16 protein-coding genes are annotated in these 17,886 nt (G+C 39.1%); 5 read left to right on the forward strand and 11 right to left on the reverse strand.

What is annotated here, in order from left to right; translation table 11 throughout:
• Positions 1–5 precede the first annotated feature (5 nt).
• The 4 genes from M595_RS12790 (at position 6) to M595_RS12810 (ending at position 3,105) form a co-directional block, all read left to right on the forward strand.
• Positions 6–668, forward strand: coding sequence for a nuclease-related domain-containing protein (locus M595_RS12790; RefSeq protein WP_023066704.1), 663 nt, complete (start codon positions 6–8; stop codon positions 666–668).
• A 458-nt stretch (positions 669–1,126) separates the two neighbouring features.
• Complete coding sequence (locus M595_RS12795) at positions 1,127–2,122, forward strand: sigma-70 family RNA polymerase sigma factor (RefSeq protein WP_023066718.1); 996 nt, start codon at positions 1,127–1,129, stop codon at positions 2,120–2,122.
• A gap of 232 nt (positions 2,123–2,354) precedes the next feature.
• Complete coding sequence (locus M595_RS12805; RefSeq protein WP_023066689.1) at positions 2,355–2,852, forward strand: GNAT family N-acetyltransferase; 498 nt, start codon at positions 2,355–2,357, stop codon at positions 2,850–2,852.
• 46 nt (positions 2,853–2,898) lie between these two features.
• On the forward strand, positions 2,899–3,105 hold the full coding sequence (locus tag M595_RS12810; RefSeq protein WP_023066715.1) for a hypothetical protein: 207 nt from the start codon (positions 2,899–2,901) through the stop codon (positions 3,103–3,105).
• A gap of 15 nt (positions 3,106–3,120) precedes the next feature.
• Here the strand turns inward: M595_RS12810 and M595_RS12815 are convergent, their stop codons facing one another.
• From M595_RS12815 to M595_RS12855, 9 genes are all read right to left on the reverse strand, one after another.
• Positions 3,121–3,570 (reverse strand): DUF3574 domain-containing protein, encoded by a 450-nt coding sequence (locus tag M595_RS12815; protein WP_023066745.1) that lies wholly within the window; start codon positions 3,568–3,570, stop codon positions 3,121–3,123.
• An 86-nt stretch (positions 3,571–3,656) separates the two neighbouring features.
• Positions 3,657–4,532 carry an SDR family oxidoreductase gene (locus M595_RS12820; RefSeq protein WP_023066734.1) on the reverse strand — a complete coding sequence of 292 codons (876 nt, stop codon included), beginning with the start codon at positions 4,530–4,532 and terminating at the stop codon, positions 3,657–3,659.
• Positions 4,533–4,588: 56 nt separating this feature from the next.
• Positions 4,589–5,068 carry a TM2 domain-containing protein gene (locus M595_RS12825; RefSeq protein WP_023066731.1) on the reverse strand — a complete coding sequence of 160 codons (480 nt, stop codon included), beginning with the start codon at positions 5,066–5,068 and terminating at the stop codon, positions 4,589–4,591.
• 197 nt (positions 5,069–5,265) lie between these two features.
• On the reverse strand, positions 5,266–5,691 hold the full coding sequence (locus M595_RS12830) for a GNAT family N-acetyltransferase (RefSeq protein ID WP_023066727.1): 426 nt from the start codon (positions 5,689–5,691) through the stop codon (positions 5,266–5,268).
• A 236-nt stretch (positions 5,692–5,927) separates the two neighbouring features.
• Positions 5,928–6,077, reverse strand: coding sequence for a hypothetical protein (locus tag M595_RS12835; RefSeq protein WP_023066733.1), 150 nt, complete (start codon positions 6,075–6,077; stop codon positions 5,928–5,930).
• A gap of 332 nt (positions 6,078–6,409) precedes the next feature.
• Positions 6,410–7,531, reverse strand: a complete 1,122-nt coding sequence (locus M595_RS12840; RefSeq protein ID WP_009787415.1) for a YcjF family protein — start codon at positions 7,529–7,531, stop codon at positions 6,410–6,412.
• A 48-nt stretch (positions 7,532–7,579) separates the two neighbouring features.
• Positions 7,580–8,083 carry a hypothetical protein gene (locus M595_RS12845; RefSeq protein WP_023066692.1) on the reverse strand — a complete coding sequence of 168 codons (504 nt, stop codon included), beginning with the start codon at positions 8,081–8,083 and terminating at the stop codon, positions 7,580–7,582.
• 415 nt (positions 8,084–8,498) lie between these two features.
• A complete protein-coding gene (locus M595_RS12850) occupies positions 8,499–9,371 on the reverse strand; it encodes an MBL fold metallo-hydrolase (protein ID WP_023066699.1) in 873 nt (290 codons plus the stop codon).
• 205 nt (positions 9,372–9,576) lie between these two features.
• Positions 9,577–14,772 (reverse strand): response regulator, encoded by a 5,196-nt coding sequence (locus M595_RS12855; RefSeq protein ID WP_023066747.1) that lies wholly within the window; start codon positions 14,770–14,772, stop codon positions 9,577–9,579.
• Between the two features lie 357 nt (positions 14,773–15,129).
• On the opposite strand from M595_RS12855, the gene M595_RS12860 reads away from it, so the two are divergent.
• Positions 15,130–15,651 carry a DUF4330 domain-containing protein gene (locus M595_RS12860; protein ID WP_023066686.1) on the forward strand — a complete coding sequence of 174 codons (522 nt, stop codon included), beginning with the start codon at positions 15,130–15,132 and terminating at the stop codon, positions 15,649–15,651.
• Between the two features lie 215 nt (positions 15,652–15,866).
• On the opposite strand, the gene M595_RS12865 is transcribed toward M595_RS12860, so the two are convergent.
• Complete coding sequence (locus M595_RS12865; RefSeq protein ID WP_023066746.1) at positions 15,867–17,411, reverse strand: ABC transporter ATP-binding protein/permease; 1,545 nt, start codon at positions 17,409–17,411, stop codon at positions 15,867–15,869.
• Between the two features lie 29 nt (positions 17,412–17,440).
• Positions 17,441–17,881 carry a hypothetical protein gene (locus tag M595_RS12870; protein WP_023066722.1) on the reverse strand — a complete coding sequence of 147 codons (441 nt, stop codon included), beginning with the start codon at positions 17,879–17,881 and terminating at the stop codon, positions 17,441–17,443.
• Between the last annotated feature and the right edge of the window lie 5 nt (positions 17,882–17,886).

Consider the following 17,886-nt stretch of genomic DNA (forward strand, 5'->3'; position numbering starts at 1 on the left):
CACCTATGAAAAATAACAGTAACAATAAAAAAGCTGGGGAATTTGTTCATCAGATGAGTGTACAGCGTCGTCAAAAAGCCATCCGTTTTTATTTGATTGCGTTGGGTTTTGTGGGGGGAGTTCTGTTAGTTTTTTTAATCTTTGACCCATTGGGTTTAGGGTTTTTATTGGGTTTAGGGGGAGGAATTGGAGCTTATTATTTTTGGAAAAAAGGTCAATATTGGATGAGACGTTCTGATCAAGCTTTAGTCGGTGCAAAAGCAGAACAGGAAGTTGCTGTTATTCTTCAGCTTTTAACCGGAAAAAATTGGCAAATTGAATACAATCTTCCTTTGAAACGATGGGGAGATGCGGATGTTGTTTTATGTTCACGTCAAAGAAATTGGTATGTGATTGATGTGAAATCTCACAAGGGCAGAATTGTGAGTAAAGATAATTATCTCAAAAGAGATAATGGTCGTCAAATCTATGATTTTTCTGAGGGAAATTTATTAAGCAAAGTTAGAGGACAAGCGGCGGAGGTGAGGCAACTCAAACAAGCAAAATGGGTGACTCCTCTATTGTGTTTTACTCAAGCTCAAGTTAAAATTGATCAAAATAATATTAATGGAGTTTATATCGTTGAGAAGACTGACTTAATTAGGATTTTAGAAAAACTAGAGGGTTAATTTTTGAGATGACGATCATTAGATTTATGAATATTTTTATAACAACTCAATCCCTCAACCTCTGTTAATAATTCTCTCGTCAAATTTTTGGATTAACTAAGGTTGAGTGTTCTAAATAGTAAGTTTAAAAATAGTGGTGTCAAACGAACTTAACGAGCATTTCACCTAGATTTCAGAGGGCTGCCATTTAATCAGTCTCATTAGTAACAGTTCATAAAATCTTAAGATGACATTGGGTAAACTTGGCTCAATTTTACTTTCACAAGTTTAAATTCGATTCACTCAAACTCTGAAATCAATCGTGAGATCAATTGTAGCATCGGTATATTGAAGAGATGAGAAAATTTGATTATAATGTCGGAATATGCCGTGAACTCAAATGCTAAAATCCTGCGCTAAAATGACGCAGTGACGCTACAACGTTCAGCAAAGCCAACCTCAAAAGGGAGAATTTTCCCATGAACTTAGAGACTGCAACTATTCCGACGGCAGAGAATTTAACAAAAATGGATGATGCTGTCGGGGCATTATTCAAACGAATGGCTCGTTATCCTCTTTTGAAAGCAAATGAGGAAATCGAACTGGCTCGACAGATTAAAGCGTTAGTGACGTTTAAGGAGTTAGAAGAAGAATTAACCCATGAACTCGGAAGATGTCCACAATCTTCAGAATTAGCAACGGCGACGGGGTTAAGTGAAGCTGAACTTAACCATCAGTTTCAGCAAGGTATAATTGCCAAGCAGAAAATGATCAGCTCGAATTTGCGATTGGTGGTTTCTATTGCCAAACGTTATATTAATAGAGGTGTTCCGTTTTTGGATTTGATTCAAGAAGGCGCACTGGGGTTAAACCGAGCCACAGAAAAATTTGATCCCGATAAAGGATATAAATTCTCAACCTATGCCTATTGGTGGATTCGTCAGGGAATTACCCGCACGATTGCCAATCAAGGACGGACTGTTCGCCTTCCGGTTCATGTGGTTGAACAACTCAATAAATTACAAGGAATTCATCAAGATTTAAGACGCCAACTTCGTCGAAAACCAACAGAAGATGAACTCGCAGAAGCGTTATCGATTTCTCCCCAACAACTCCGTCTTCTCGAACAAGTCCGTCGCAAATCTCTATCTCTCAATCATCGAATTGGTTCAGAGGAAAACTCAGAATTAATGGATTTGTTGGAAGACTACGAAAGTCTCTCACCAGAATCGCAAATTAATGAACTGATGATGCGACAAGAGTTGCTAGAAGTGTTGCGTTCGGTTTTAAATGAACGAGAGCAAGATATTTTATCCCTGCGTTATGGTTTAACGACAGGCGTATCTTACACCTTAGATGAGGTGAGCGGAATGTGTAGCCTCTCTCGTGAACGAGTTCGTCAAATTCAAGCTAAAGCCATGCGAAAACTGCGTCGTCCCCAAGTCGCCGAGCGCTTGAAAGGATGGATTAAGTAAAACTTAGAATGGGGGAGAGGGTTAGCAACGGACAAAAAACAGAAGTAGCAGATTTAATTGACGAGGGGATTGATCAATCTCTAAATCTTCTCATGGGTAAATCTTCATTTTTCCTGTGTTCATCTGCTTTTTATTGTACAATGGTTGTTTTGATTGATGATCAGATAACTGACGATTTTCGAGCAGAGATTTGATCGGTTTGCTCGAATCTATCCTTCTCCTTTTTACTTTTATGGCCTTAGACTTTATTTTACGTTTTGCGACACCTGATGATGTTCCAGCTATCTTTGAGTTAATTAAAGCTTTAGCGGAATATGAAAAATTATCGGATCAGGTAAGCGGTAGTGTTGAGGAGTTGAAGCAACATCTATTTGGTGAACATCCCTATGCTGAAGTCGTGCTGGCGGAGTTAGAGGAAAAAGCGGTTGGTTTTGCTCTATTTTTTCATAACTATTCTACCTTTTTAACACAACCGGGGATTTATTTAGAAGATTTATTTGTTTTACCTGAATATCGCAGTCAGGGTATTGGTAAAGCTTTGATTGTTTATGTGGCTCAGTTAGCTGTGTTTCGAGGTTGTGGACGCTTTGAATGGAGTGTTTTAGATTGGAATCAACCTGCAATTGATTTCTACAAATATATGGGAGCTTCTCTCCTCGAAGAATGGCGAATTTGTCGGGTGACAGGTGAAGCTTTAACTCAAATGAGTCAACAACTTCCCAATCGATGATCCAATAAAATGATAAAATAGATAGGGTTTTAAGGGAGAGTCACCTATGAAAATTTGGATTAATGAACAACTTGATCCCTCGGGATTAATTTATTCTTGTATTGCTTGCTGTGACGAAGAACAAGCCAAAGCCTGTCACGAATCTTTTGAAAACAACTTGACAGAAACTCAAAAACAACAGGGTTGGATAGCCAGAATGAGGACGGTTGAATCTTGGGATGAAGTTCCGGTAAGTGCTTTAAAATTAAACTAAATCTAGAGCAAGAACTTAAAAAGAAACAGCAACTGAACTGGTAACACGCAAAACTGACTCTTGATTAAATCTTTGTTTGTATTGAGTGATAATTTCTTGAATAAATCGTTTTTCTTTGGGAGTATCTGAGTGAATTAAAATGACCAGTTTAGTTTGTTCTCGGGTTAAAATCCCCGCAGTATTTAAGTATTGTCCGTCTGCGTCAATAACGGTAAGTCCAGCTTGAAACCGAGGCGTAATCACTTCTTCTAAAAAACCTTTCCATTCTGCTTCTGTGATTGTTCCTTGCTGTTTGGATAATCCAAAATAAAGTTCATCTTTAGTGAGAGTTTGGCTAACATTGTTCGGATAATCTTCAGCATTATCAATAAATTGCGCCTGAACTTCTAATCGTTGAGAAGCGGGAAAGAGAAGAACAGAACCAAGCAAAACCCAACCCAAATACCACATCAGTCTAACTTTCATTGATTCTTCATCAACCCCATTTCTATAACTCAAAAAAGGCTAACCACAAAGATTAGCCCTTGAACGAAAATGTTAAATTCTAACAATTAAGCTCCCAAATAACGACGAAGAAAACTTTCTAACGATTCCATCTTCATATCAAACATCATTTCTAGAGTGTTGATTTCTTCAGGAGTACAGAAAAACTCATTTCCCAATAACACTCGTAACGTTCCTAAACTCCGTTCAACATCAGAATTCAATACACCAATTGTACTCCGCAATCCATCAAATACAAACAACGGAGGATTAATCACAATCGGATCTCGGTTAAAAATGCGGCTAAAAATCTGAGCAATATCGCCCCGAGTAATAATTTCTGGACCCCCAACAGACAAGACTTTATTTTTTGCACTTTCTACAAAAACCGAATCAATAGCAATACGAGCAATATCATCCGTACTAACAACAGAAGTCCGATTTTGAGGATCTCCAATTAACAAATAAATCCCCGTTTGTTTGAACCGTTCAGCCAGAGGTAATAAGCTCGAAGCAAACGCAGACGGACGTAAAATAGTATAGTTTAAACCACTATTTTGTAAATACTTCTCAACCTCTCGTTTGGCTTTAAAAACAGGTGAATCTTCATAACCGCGATCAGCGCCTAACACAGAAGTTAAGACAAAATGTTCAACCCCTGCTTCCTTCGCCGCATCAATTAATTCAATATTAGCCCGATATTCAACCGCTTGAGGTTTACCCCCTGAACCATGCGAACTCATCACATATTTTACCCCTTGACAAGCCTTATAAATATCCTTATCTCGCTCTAAATCTCCGATAAAAATATTCGCTCCCCGACTTTCCAATTCAGAATATCGAGAAGTCAACCGCACAAATCCTCGAACCTCTTTTTCTTGTTGGCGTAGTCGGCGTACAATCCGGCTACCGAGTCCACCTGTTGCTCCGGTTACTAAAAACATGATTGTTCGTCCTTTTACGCAAAACCTGTACAGGATTATGTTAACGAATATTCAAGCTATAATTCATGGAAGTCGTATAAAATAATTCCTGTCTCTGGATCATTGCCAATTCCGACATAACCACTTTTGAGCATTTGATTGAGAACCTTTTCGACTTCCTCAAAACTTGCTCCTGTCGCCATTACGCCTTGTGTTACCGAGAGTTTACCGCCTCGGGTTGCTGCTGCTTTTAAGAGCTTAACTCGGTATTGTTCTTGAGTCGTTGGCGTAACATTATAACTAACGGAAGGTATTGATGAATATAAAGGTACACCTGTGCTGGAAACCCCAAATTTTGCTTTAATTTTAGCGTTATGTTCCTCCACCATACCCGGAATTAAAAATAAATCTAATAATTGCCCAAACCCAAATAAACCAAAGGTACACAACCACAATACACCCGTTCCGATTTTGCCATTATAAAAACGGTGCAGTCCATGAAATGGCGTAACAAAACAAGCCGCCCACAATACATAACTAATCCCAACTTTATTCATTGATTTTCCCTTAAGATTATTGTTTTGATCCCGCTCAACCGCCTAAAGGAGAAAGCCGCAGAGAGATTACCGCTTTCTTAATTGTAAAAAAATTGAGTTAAATTGATAGCGGTTCTTAGGGGTTTACCTCATTTCAATCATAACAAAAGGGCTAAAACTTAGCCCCGATCATGATTTGTAGTTTGAGTTGACTGGTTCTACAAACTTTTGACATAGGAAATGCTGGTGTGAACTTTCTCAAAACCCACTGACTCATACAGTCGCAACGCACCGGATGGATTTTCAGCATCAACCCCTAAAATTGCACTATCCATTCCTTTTGCTTTCAAATATTGCATTGCGGTTAATAACATCGCTTTTCCTAACCCCTGCTGACGAAATCCCCGTCGGGTTCCTAATACAGCTATCCAGCCTTCGTTATATCCATTGCGTTTGTTATCTTCAGCATGAATGCGGGACTCACAAAAGGCGGCGAATTTACCATCAGGGGCGATCGCTATTAAGCTTAACTCTGAACTAAATTCTGGATGTTGGGTATTGTGTAGAAATTTCTCAACGGTGAAATTATGGTAATTCCAACGATCGCATCTAGATCGCTGTCTGTACAAGGGCGCATCATTCACCTTTGCTTAATTACTGCTTATCTATTGCAGTACATAAATACTACATAGTCAAGAAGCCACAAAAAAACCCTACTATTGGGTGAGGGGGAATTGGATCATCTCGGATGAAACTTTGACGAAACTTTGTATTCAAGCTAAAAAAAAACAATCAAACCCTCTCCTACAACGTGTAGGTTGAGGGCTTATATTTGCTTAGACTCTATTGTAAAACTCACTGAAATTAACTTGTATTGAGATTAGTCTTCCCATTCAGAACTGCTAGCAGGAATGCCCTCAAAGGGTTGTACACCAATCACTGGGGAAATATTATCGCTAAGTGTAAAAATGCGAGCTGCTGCTTCGGAGACATAAACAATCATATCTGCAAGTGCATGGAAAATATTCATATCTTGTCACCTCTGTCTCTGTAAGTGTATATTGATCCTCTACACTTTTATAATAAAGGAAATAACAGGAATTGTGTGGTCTTGCAATATTTATTTGCACTCAAAGAATATTTACAATTTTTCAAGTTGTGTTACAGCTTTTGGGAGGCGGTTCACCGAATAAATTAGGCTTGGAAATCTCTACAAGATAGACAATGTTAAGGAGAAAGAACAAGCGTTAAGTTCTAGCAACAATTGAAACGAATCTCAATTTCTAAGTATAAAAACTTAGTTAGTGCTGTGTTGGGTGCGCTAGCTCCGTGTAACACACCCCATTCATTGACGACAGTTAGCTATTTGGACAATACAGGGAAATTATTTCTGGATAGTTCTGTCTTGAAAGTTTCTGCAACTTCCTGTGGTGTCGGTTGAGCATCAGGATGTCCACCAAAAATAGCGCATAAAGCAGCAATATAGGCTTCTCCAAAAAGTGTTGTCAGCAACGCAGCCGTACTTCCTGCTAAAACTCCACCGACAAGGCTACCTGCACCCGGAATCAGTTTCGCTAAACCACCGAGCAACATATGACCTCCCAGTGTACCCCCTCCTCCAGCAATTACACTAGAGATGAGTGTTCCTAAAGATGCTTGGCTTAAGTCTAAACCGAACACTGCACTGATACTCGCTAACATTGTCATCTGTACAGGAACTAAAGCTACAGCATGAGAAAATGGTATGGGAACAGCACCCACACCAGCAGCACTCGTTGCTGCGGTAGTTACAATTAAATGAGAGCGTTTGACTTTTTCTCGAAGAGATACTTTTTGAGCGGCTGCTACTGCATTTCTTTGTCCCTCAGGAACGATTTGCATAGTTATATCAATCAATTCTTTTAAACCCATAATGGGTTGCAAATGACCATCATCTAACTGCTCAGAAATTGCTCTTACACGAACTACATTTTTAGCTAGAGAAAGTTGTTGTTGTACCTCTGCTCGAAAGCCATTATCTGCTCTGGCTTTAGTAATTACACCAACAACAGGTACATATCGACTGAGCATTTCCACAAGCTCTTGATCTGCATCTTCAACCCGTCTGATATCTTCACAAATACACACCCATGCAATATGAATATGGCGGTTGGGATCTGAATGATTGCAACGTTCTTTTATGAGGTTTTCTAATTCACAAATTGTTTCCTTGTACTTGGCAACCTCCAAACCTCTACTATCAAAAATTGTTAGGGGGAAACCTTCTTTTTTAATCTCTCGTGTAGTGGGTGTGACAGGTTTACCTTGACCTGTTTCGGCTAGATTTTCATGGAAAACAGCATTAATTAAGGTACTTTTACCAACACCCGTTTTACCCGCTATTAAAAGATTGACATTGCCGCGTAAATTTATAGCAGTTTTCATCGCCAATTCCAGACTTTTACTGATATCTACTTCTTGACTTGGTGCTGTTGTATAATTCATCTGAATTGATCCTCTAAATTCCAAAATATACCTTGTACAAAACTCAACCTAAAGACCTTTAGTAATTGCTTTTTGTGGATAGCCATTATGTTCCCAAGCACCTGTTACAAAGCCGGCAACACCAACGATAGCTAAACCCGCCACTGGGATTTTCTGCAATTTCTTAAATTCGTGAATTTGGAAACAGCGACAATCACCTGTTGTTACTAAACGCGCCCAGTGTTCACAGTTAAATCGAAAGAGTTCATACTGCCAATTTTTGTGAAACTCATCAACAGAAATATGTAAAGCCTGAATAATTTTATTTCTAGACCAATGATGAACGTATTTAGCGGGGTGAAAATGCTTGTTAATTTTCCAAATGTCTATTTCACCTTGATCTTTTTGGCGATCGCTATGAACAGGTTCCCAAGCTAATGACTCCGTATCATTCAGTTGTACTGAGTAATGCAAGACCTTCTTATTTTTGCGATCTCGATGATACAATAAGCGTCCAAAGTCTGAATGATTTTGATTGTCATCAATCAGGTTCTGAATTTCTTTCTTATTCATCAAATTTTGCTTGTGTATACAAGAACTCTGAATGGATAAAAATATGGCAACGTAACGATAATAAATACAGTCTTTTAGCAAAAATAATTTTGCTGTTTCCTTCAGAAAAAACCTGTCTTTTTCCTCTAACTAAACTTATGCGTCTAGTTTAAAGCTAAATATTTATCGCTGTCATCGGTACAACCACTGAAAAATAAAAAATTTTAGAATACTCTTAAACTTGTGAAGATCACGTAGGTATGAAAGGGATCAGGTGAAAATAGGGTTTAACCGATCCGACAGTTAATTTTTGGGGTCTATGGGTTGTGATGGGTTGGAATGCAAAGACCCCTCACCTTCTAGGAGAGGGGAAGGGGTGAGGTCAAAATAGGGGTTTAAGTGTTGTGATGAGATATGCTTACTCGAACCCATCTAACTAATTTTGGGTCATCCAACTCACGCATTCTTGCATTTGCTTTTGCATCGTGATACTATCAGCAGAATGGCGGTGTCCGTGACCGGGAAGCACCCACTCAAACGCATAATTTACTAACTTTTTCATTGAGTCAATTTGCTCTGACCACGAATACCAACAGTAGCGACGAAAAGCATAGAGTTGGTTTAATTGACTTGACCAAGCGAGATGATCTCCTGTAAATAAAAACTTGTGATTGTACAATAAAACAGTATGACCTTTGCTATGTCCAGGAACGGGAATAATTAAAATATCAGGAGCGAATTGAATATCTTCAAAACCCGAAAGTTTGATTTCTACAGATTGTGTTTCAGCAGTGAGATCATCTACATGAAGAATGCGATCGCATCCAAAATGATCTCGAAATTTTTGATGATCGGCGACATCATCCCGATGAGTTAAATAGAGATAACGTATTCCGCCTAATTCTTCTAAACGTTTCACTAAAGGCGGCGCAAACCGAGGGGAGTCGATGAGAATATTACCGTCTTGACGTTGAATAAAGTAACTCGCCGCAGCAAACGAACTCTCGGAATGGTAGCCACAATGATAAACGTTATCTGCGATTAAAATGGGGAAACTTTGGTGTATACTTTTAATATCTTTGGGTTTTTCAAGCGTACCAATTGAAGCCGTTGGACAGGATAACAACGCCTGCATTGCTCGTAATTGTTCGGTTTCGTTACTGGGTTGATGATACACCGCTGACTGTTCACCCGCTCTCTTGAACACCTCCGGCGCCATCCATCGACAGGTATCGCAGTCAATACAGCTTTGATCGACGTAAAAGTTACCGCTCTCGTTTTCGGAGCGACGTTGTTTAAGTTGAGCCATCGTTCTTTTCCTTTGCGTACTAACTCATAGTCGTTATGAGTTTATACTAAAAGCATATACATATTTTAGATAAAATGTCAACCCACTTGAAAACAGAGATATAACGACACGCAACCCCACACGGACAGTTGAAAAAACTTAAACCAATTTGGGACAAGTTGTAGTATTATCTGTTCCCCATTTCCTCTTGTTTTTTGCTATAGTTTCACTCTTTTACTTTAATTTCTTCTCGCAAAGCGGTTTCAACCCGTTGCCATTCTTTCTCCAATTCAGAGAATCGTTGAGCGGCAGCATCCGTAACAAAACATTCAATTTCGGTGGAATCACTTTCCATTCCCGCCCGTCCCATATATTCGATTTCTTTACACAATTGAGAAAATTGCATCGCACCCAATTGAGCGCTACTGGATTTGAGAGTATGAGCAGATTCTTTCAGAAGTTTTGCATCTTGAGACTGAACAGCTACCCGAATTCCGTCTATATGTTGAGGGGCTTCATTGAGATAAGTTTCAATTAAAATATCTACAAACGGATCATCTTCATCATCGTATTCTCTTAGATTTTGTAAAATTTGAGCATCAATAGAAGGGACATCAGACAGGGAATTTTCGTTATGTGTATTAGTCATTTCCGGTGATGAATAGCCGTTATTAGAGGAGTGTTTTTCGAGGGAAAGATGTTCAGAGGAAAGTGGATACAAAGGTTGACATTTTTCTAAGGCTTGAGCGAGTTCTTCTCGACGAACAGGTTTAGTGACATAATCATCCATTCCTGCCGCCAAACACATTTCGCGATCGCCTCGCATAGCATTCGCTGTCATGGCAATAATCCAAGGTTTTTTCTGGGGTCCATCAGAACCCTCTCCATATTCTTTACAAATACGACGGGAGGCTTCTAAGCCATCCATTTGCGGCATTTGAACATCCATCAAAATCACATCATAGGGTTGTCGTTTGAGTGCATCTAATACTTCCACCCCATTTCCAGCAATATCCGCTCGATATCCTAATCTTTGTAATAATTTTGTGGCTACTTTTTGATTCGTGACATTATCTTCAGCCAATAAAATGCGTAAAGCAGCATGATTTTGAGGAGGACTCAGAGAGCCAGACTCATCAGCAAGTTTCAGCGAGGAGGAATGTTCTATGATTTCATTTCCCGCAAAAATTTGAACCAATGTATTATAAAACTGAGATTGTTTTAGAGGTTTATTGACAAATCCAGCACAGTTAATATTGGTGCGCTCGATACGTTTAACAATATTAGTATTACTTGCATAGTTAAAGAGAACTAAATGAACGGGTTGCCTATCCGGATAGTTTCGGCTTAAATCTTTTTCAAGTAAACGGATTTTACGGGCGAGTTCTATCTCATCAATATCGGGTAAGTTAATTCCAATAATCACTAAATCTATATTCGGATTCTCCTGAATACATTTTAGAGCATCAATTCCCGTTTTGGCTACTAGAGGTTTCATTCCCCAGGCTTTGACTTGTCGAGTGATAACGGTTTGATTGATTCCATGATTTTCGACAATTAAAATTTGCTTATCTGTAAATAACTTATCCGCAAATTCATCAGAGAGCGAGGTTTCGATAGCGGATGAATTAATCGTAAAGTAGAAGATAGATCCGGTAATATCTAAACGGGGAATTTCAAAAGAGGTCGGCGGATCTCCTGTGATACTTGAAATTAAAGATTGAGAATTTGAGGATTCTTGATCCGGTTTTACCCAACTCACAACCCACATTTTTCCGCCCATCATTTCACTCAAACGCTGGCTAATCGCTAATCCTAAACCTGTTCCTCCATACTGTCGAGTGGTAGACGCATCCACTTGAGAAAAAGCTTTAAATAAACGGTGCATTCGATCAGGAGGAATCCCAATTCCTGTATCTTTAACGGCAAATTGTACTTCATAAATAGGAGGGGAGATTGAGGGCTGACTTTCATTGTTTTCTTCAGAAGATGCTACAGGTTTTGCGTTCTCTTGAATTAAGCTAGAAGTCACAGAGACAATCACTTCACCTTGATTGGTAAATTTCACCGCATTACTGAGTAAATTCACTAAAACTTGACGTAAGCGAGTCACATCTCCAACCATAACTTCCGGTGTGTTGGGATCGACAATGTAAGCTAATTCTAAGCCTTTTTCAGACGCTCTAGCCGAGAGTAAATCTAAGGATTCTTCAATACAAGTTCGGAGTTTAAACGGTTGATGTTCGAGTTCTAATTTACCCGATTCAATTTTAGAAAAATCAAGAATATCATTAATAATGGTGAGTAAAGCATCTCCACTGGTACGAATGGTTTCTACAAAATCTCGTTGTTCAGGATTTAAGTTCATATCCAAAAGTAAACCTGTCATCCCAATAACTGCATTCATGGGTGTACGAATCTCGTGACTCATGGTGGCGAGGAATTCACTTTTAGCACGACTAGCGATTTCTGCTGCGAGTCTAGCTTCTTCTAAGGCTTTATTTTTATCGGCTAATTGCTGACGACTTTTGACTTCAAATTCTAAAAGTTTGGCTTGGAAAAGAGTTAAACCGACTTGACTCGCAACATCTTCTAAAAATTCAACTTCTTCTTCTGTCCATTGTCGTAAATTATCACATTGATGTAACATAATAATTCCGTTAGGTTCGCTATTGTAAGAAGTCCGAATTGCCAACATTGATTTTAATCCCATACGCCGACACATTGGGGCGGATGATTCTAACAACGGATCAGCAAATACATCGGGTGAAACAACGGCTTTATCTTCAGAGAGTAGTCTTTCAATATAGGGGTTATAATTGACAGAAATTTCTAAATTCAAAGTGGATTCATAGCTGACTTCTAAATATTCAGCCACACAAGCTAAATGAGGATAAGGTTGAGAAATGTAGGTATAAATAGAACAGCGATTTACTCCAAAAACACGACCAATTTGAGTTGCAGTGGTTTGAAAAATTTCCTGAGTTTCTAGTTTAGAACGCACCTTTTGGGTGATTTGTTTCATTAATAATAAGTATTGATTCTGTCGCTGTAAATCTTGTTGAGAATTTTCACGCGCGATTTCACTTCCAATGTAACTCGCCATCAATTTTAAAATTTCTAAGTCTATCGGCTGAAATGAAGAACGGGCTTTACGACTCATAAAACTGAGAGTACCATAAACTCGTCCTTCTACTTTTACTGGAGTTCCAATATAAGCTTCTAAGCGTCGAATGGTATAAGCTTCGTGTTCTTTCCAGGGTGAATTTTTAATCGATTCAATACAGACAACATCATCAGCGCGCAACGCTTCTCGTTCAAAGGTTTGTTCGAGAGAAAATGTATCACCTTTTGTAAATCCGAAGGGAAAATCTTGGGATAAATAAGCCGAAATTACTTCATAACGATCAGCCCTGACTCGACCTAATAAACCAATATCCATTCTAAAACGATTGCATCCCATGACTAATAATTGATTAATTCGGGATTCAAAATTAGCATTAGAATTAATGGCAATTTCATAGAGTTGATGAATGACTTTTAGTTTTTCAGTAACGTCTTCAGTAATAGCGACTTGGGAAACATTGAAGTTAAGAGTTCCCGTAATTCCAACTCGCTGATATTCGGAATTTAAAATTGCACAACCTGAGAGGATAATGGGTTGATATGAGGATCTATTTTCTTCTAAAGAAGCAGAAGCATTTTTGAGTCTAACTTCCTGACAAATCGTTTCTATCTCTCCGTTTAAAATTGCTGAAAATAGAGAACTGAGTTGTATCCGATCCTCTGAATGAATATATTCAATCAATGCTGTTCCTATACTTTCAGAAACCAAGTATCCTGTTTGTTGAGTCCAGATTGAATTTAAAAAGGTTAAGTTTCCTTCAGTATCAAGCTGAAATAGTATTGTTTTTAAATTTGTTTTTAAATTTGTTTTTAAAGTTTGCTGATAATTATTATTTTGAGAATGGGTAAAATTTTTCTTGCGAGAGGTAATATCGATATGAGTCCCAATCATCCGCAGAAGTTCTCCATTTTCCGCCCAAATAATCTGTCCTTGACAGAGTACCCAGATGTAGTGACCATCCTGACATCGCATCCGATATTCTAGAATACAGGAATCTGTTTTTTTAGCAAAATGTTCTTTAAGTGTTGCATGAACAGCTTTTAAATCTTTGCTATGAATTCGACCAAACCATTCTTCAACTTTAGACGAAATTTCATAATTTTGATACCCCAACATCTGTTTCCAACGAGGAGAATAGAAAACCCATTGTGTTTTTAAATTCCAATCCCAGAATCCATTTTGATCAATCGATAAAGTTGATAGTGACTGTTCTTCTGTCGATTTTTGTTGAGTTTTAACTTGATGAGATAAAGTTTTAATTTTTGTTTTCATCTGATCAACTTGTCCTTGCAAACTCAAAATAGTCGAGTGCATTAATTTCGGACAAAGCATCTGTAGCAGAATGTTTCGCGGCGAGATTAAATTAATCGGATAACCACTTTCATCGATAATAATTAAAGGAAGTTGATTATAATATTTTTGCATTAAATGAACAGCCGATTCTACCGAAGCTTCTAATCGAACTAATAAAGGAGGCTTATTACAAATCATACTCGCCTTGATTTGACTCAAATCCAGTCCGATCGCTTGCACTTGAACAATATCATGACTGGTGACAATTCCTTTTAATTTACTGGTATTTTTCCGGGAAAATTGAGATTCTCCTGTAAAATCAGAAGTCGTTTCTCGATTAGAAGATACAGTTTCTATAATGACAACACAGTTTACTTTATATTGAAACATCAACTGGGTTATATCACTTCCCGAAGCTTGATGAGGCGCATGAACAATACGAGTAGCATGAGCAGAAATTTGATTGATTTTAATTAAATGATCGGGAATTAAAGTCGGAGAATTAATCGAATACTGAGAGTTTGAATCGGTTGAAGAATGAGAAAAATGTGATGAATGATCAGAATGATTTGTTTTTGGGGAAGATCCTGTTGTTTTAGATTGAGCGAGTCTCAAAAGATGAAGCGGTGTAATCACACCAAACAATCCCCCCAAATCATCCAAAATGGGAAGATGATTGATTTGATGTTTATTTAAAAGAGAAGCTAAAGCAAAAACATCTGGAATTTCACAGAGGTGAACCGCAATCACAGAGCGAATCATAATCTGTGAAATCGGAAATCCCTTCAAAGAATCACCAATAGAGTTGAGTTGAATGATATCATGCTCAGTAAAGATTCCCAAAAGAGATGGATTACACCCCACAACTTCCGATTCCTCTATGATCAGCACATAGCTTGCACCTGTACGACTCATTAACTGAATCACTTCTTCAACAGGTGTTTCTGGCTTTGTAGTCACCGGATGACGATCAATAGCTTGAGAGATAGAAGGAATTAACATAGGAAAGCAGTGAGAGGTACTCGATGGTGAATCTTAAAATTGGGAGAGTAAAAACGCATGGAATTTAAAGATGCACCAGATATTGGTGACGTCGCGATTGGGTAGGACTCTGATTTTCAAAACAAACGTGCTGTAGATCAACTTCATAGACTCAGTTGACTCAGTGAGCATGACAGCCAAGCCCATATCCGATTGAGAGTCACCCTCTACTACCATTTTGACCTTTTACTTGCAAATCTCTCAGATTTATCCGGAACCCATAACGTGTAACATAGTAACTGACAACTGACAACAGAGAGTGGGTTACTGCTCCCCGACTGCTGTTGTGTCCGATCTCAAGGAACTGCTACATTTTTGATGAATATATTAGATTCTAAAGGTCGCCTGTTTGGAAAAGTCAGCATTTTGGATGTTGGCGCTGCTTTCGTGATTTTGTTGGTGATTGTGGGAATATTTTTCTATCCCGGAACCTCTGGTTCTGTTGCTCAAGTCGGCGTCACCACTAAACCTGTAGAAGTGGATGTGATTGCTTTGGGCTTAAAGGGACGTGACCCCAGTGTAATGATCAAAGCAGACGACAAGACAAATTTGATTATCCGTAACCAACCCTACGGAGAAGTCAATATTAAAGCCGCCGAGATTTTACCCCGACTCATTCCCGTGGCTCAACCCGATGGTACCGTTAAAGCCCAACCTGATCCCACGGCTGAGTATACTTACAGCAACAATGTTTTAATGACCCTGGTTGGAAACGGTCAAATTACCGATACCGGGCCTGTTTTGGGTAATATTAAGATTAAAATCGGCAGCACCGTAGAACTCGAAGGCAAAGACTACAACTTCAACGCCACCGTGATTGATGTACGAGTGCAAAGTTAAAATCTAGAGCCAGGGTGAGATCAACGGGTTTGCGAGTCCGTTTCCAAGGGATTTTGGGGAAAACCGGGAAACGGATTTTCGGTCTGCTTTCTTTCCCAGCGGAATTTAATGATGAAAATCCCCAACTTCTTCGAGAAATCAGGGATGTGATGTTTACAATCATTTTAGATTGAGCGTTGGTCAGCATTACCAACTAGAGGACGACGGGATCGGAACTACTGAACCACTTGGTCACGCTGGTACGACCAACTCGCAAATAAACCAAATGCACTTGCAGCCCACACCATCCACAACAGGTGCAAGAAAAGCTGGTTATCGTAGTCAAACTCAGCAATCCAAGAAACTAACTGTTGATAGTGGTAGAAGGGTGATACTGCAATCAGATCTTGAACGTAGGAAGGAGCATTCGGTATTGGCATCGAACCACTGGCAAATATCGCCACAACCAGCATCAGTGTTAACCATGTACTTGCACTTTTGGGTTCAAGCCAGTATCCCAGTCCCAGAAAGAGCAATCCAAAAGGAATCAAACCGATAATAATAGTGAAGAACAATTTTGACCACCACTCAAAGCTTTGGTGAATTTCAAGTTGCCAGATTCCAACTGAGAATAACAGCACTAAAATCACCGATGCTAAAGTCAATAAAGTTGCAATTTTAGTGGCAATATAGACCGAGGAAGGCAGGGGGGTTGCTTTCAATAACTTTAACCATCCTTCTGCACGTTCCACTGCAACTCGATTACCGAGAAGTTCGATAATGATGGTGAATAGAAAAACGGCGCACAGAGAAACCAATGGCTTTACAGCGTTTTCTGATACCAGTCCAGCATATTTAAAGAGTGGTAATAACAACACTCCTGAAGCAGATGCGAGTAAGAATGAAGGAGTACGAACAAGCTGAAGGGTTTCAAACCAGAATTGCTTTAACAAAATCAAGGCAATATTTTGCTGCGGCTGTTCAAGTTCGGACTCATCTTCCAAACCATAAAGTAGTTCGGGCTTGAGGAAATAGGGAAAACCAACAGTAGCCCATTCCAAATATAATCTTGGTTTTTCTTGAATAAAACTAGCCAGAGGATTGTAATAATGACTCTGCAACTGCTCTCCCTCGATTACTTCAGAAAGTTTTTGCAAAATCACCATGCGAGTTACTAGACCTTCTAATTTTTTCCAGTCGGCTTTATTGTTTGTCACCATCAAAATGGTGATCCCTTGCTGACGACAAATTTTGATTTGTTCCCAAAATTCCTCATAGCCTTGATCATCTAAATTACGAGTGGGTTCGTCTAAGATTAAAAGACTAGGATTTCCCGCCAAAGCCAAAGCAAAATAAAGCCGTTGTCTCTGTCCGCCTGACAAGTCAGTTGCACAAGTATCCTGCTTGTAGGTGAGGTTAACTTTGCTTAAAATTTCCGAAGTTGTGAGACGATTTGGATAGTAACTGCGTACCAGTTCAATCAATTCTTTGACTTTAATATTTTTCGGAACTTGCGTATCTTGCAAAACCACACCCACCCGAACTTTTGACTCGGAAATGTGGGGAGGAAGTTCCATCAAGTTCACTTCCCCCTGACTGGGTTTGATTAATCCGAGAATCAAATTCAAAACTGTTGTTTTACCCGCACCGTTTTCTCCGCGTAAAACCACAAATTCACCGGATTTTACTGTGAAGTTAAGGTCTTTTAAAATAGGCACGGGTTTGAACAGCAATCCTTTGTGAAAAGTTTTCGAGACTTGCTTGAGTTCAATGACGTTCATTTTTTTGACTCCCAAAAATTAAGAAAGACTTAGGAAAGAGACATTTGAATCAGAAACCAAATACCCGCAGAAGCCGCAACAGCCGGAATAATGGAAATTCCCATTGTTGTTAGAGCAAGTAGTGTAGCGGCACCTCCAACATAAGCCCATAAACTTGTAGCCATAGTATGTCCTACTGTTGCTGTCGTACCACCGTCTCGTATGCAGGTGCTAAACATACAGAAATCACTTCCTTTTGTCATTAAAAAGAATGTGAAAAACATCGCCAATGCAATTCCACCTAAAACTAACCATTTACTCAGGGGTAACGACCCCAACCAGTTGTGCATTGCAACAGTTGTGGCTTGAAGCCGAGTTCTTTCTAAGACGGTAGGATTTTGTTCTTCTGGGGAAACAGATTGCAGTGAATTAGAAGGCTGGGAAACGATTTCAGAAGCGTTTTGAGGCGGGTTTTCTGGAGAATTAGACATGATTT

Origin of the sequence: Lyngbya aestuarii BL J (assembly GCF_000478195.2) — a bacterium.
Classification (GTDB): domain Bacteria; phylum Cyanobacteriota; class Cyanobacteriia; order Cyanobacteriales; family Microcoleaceae; genus Capilliphycus; species Capilliphycus aestuarii.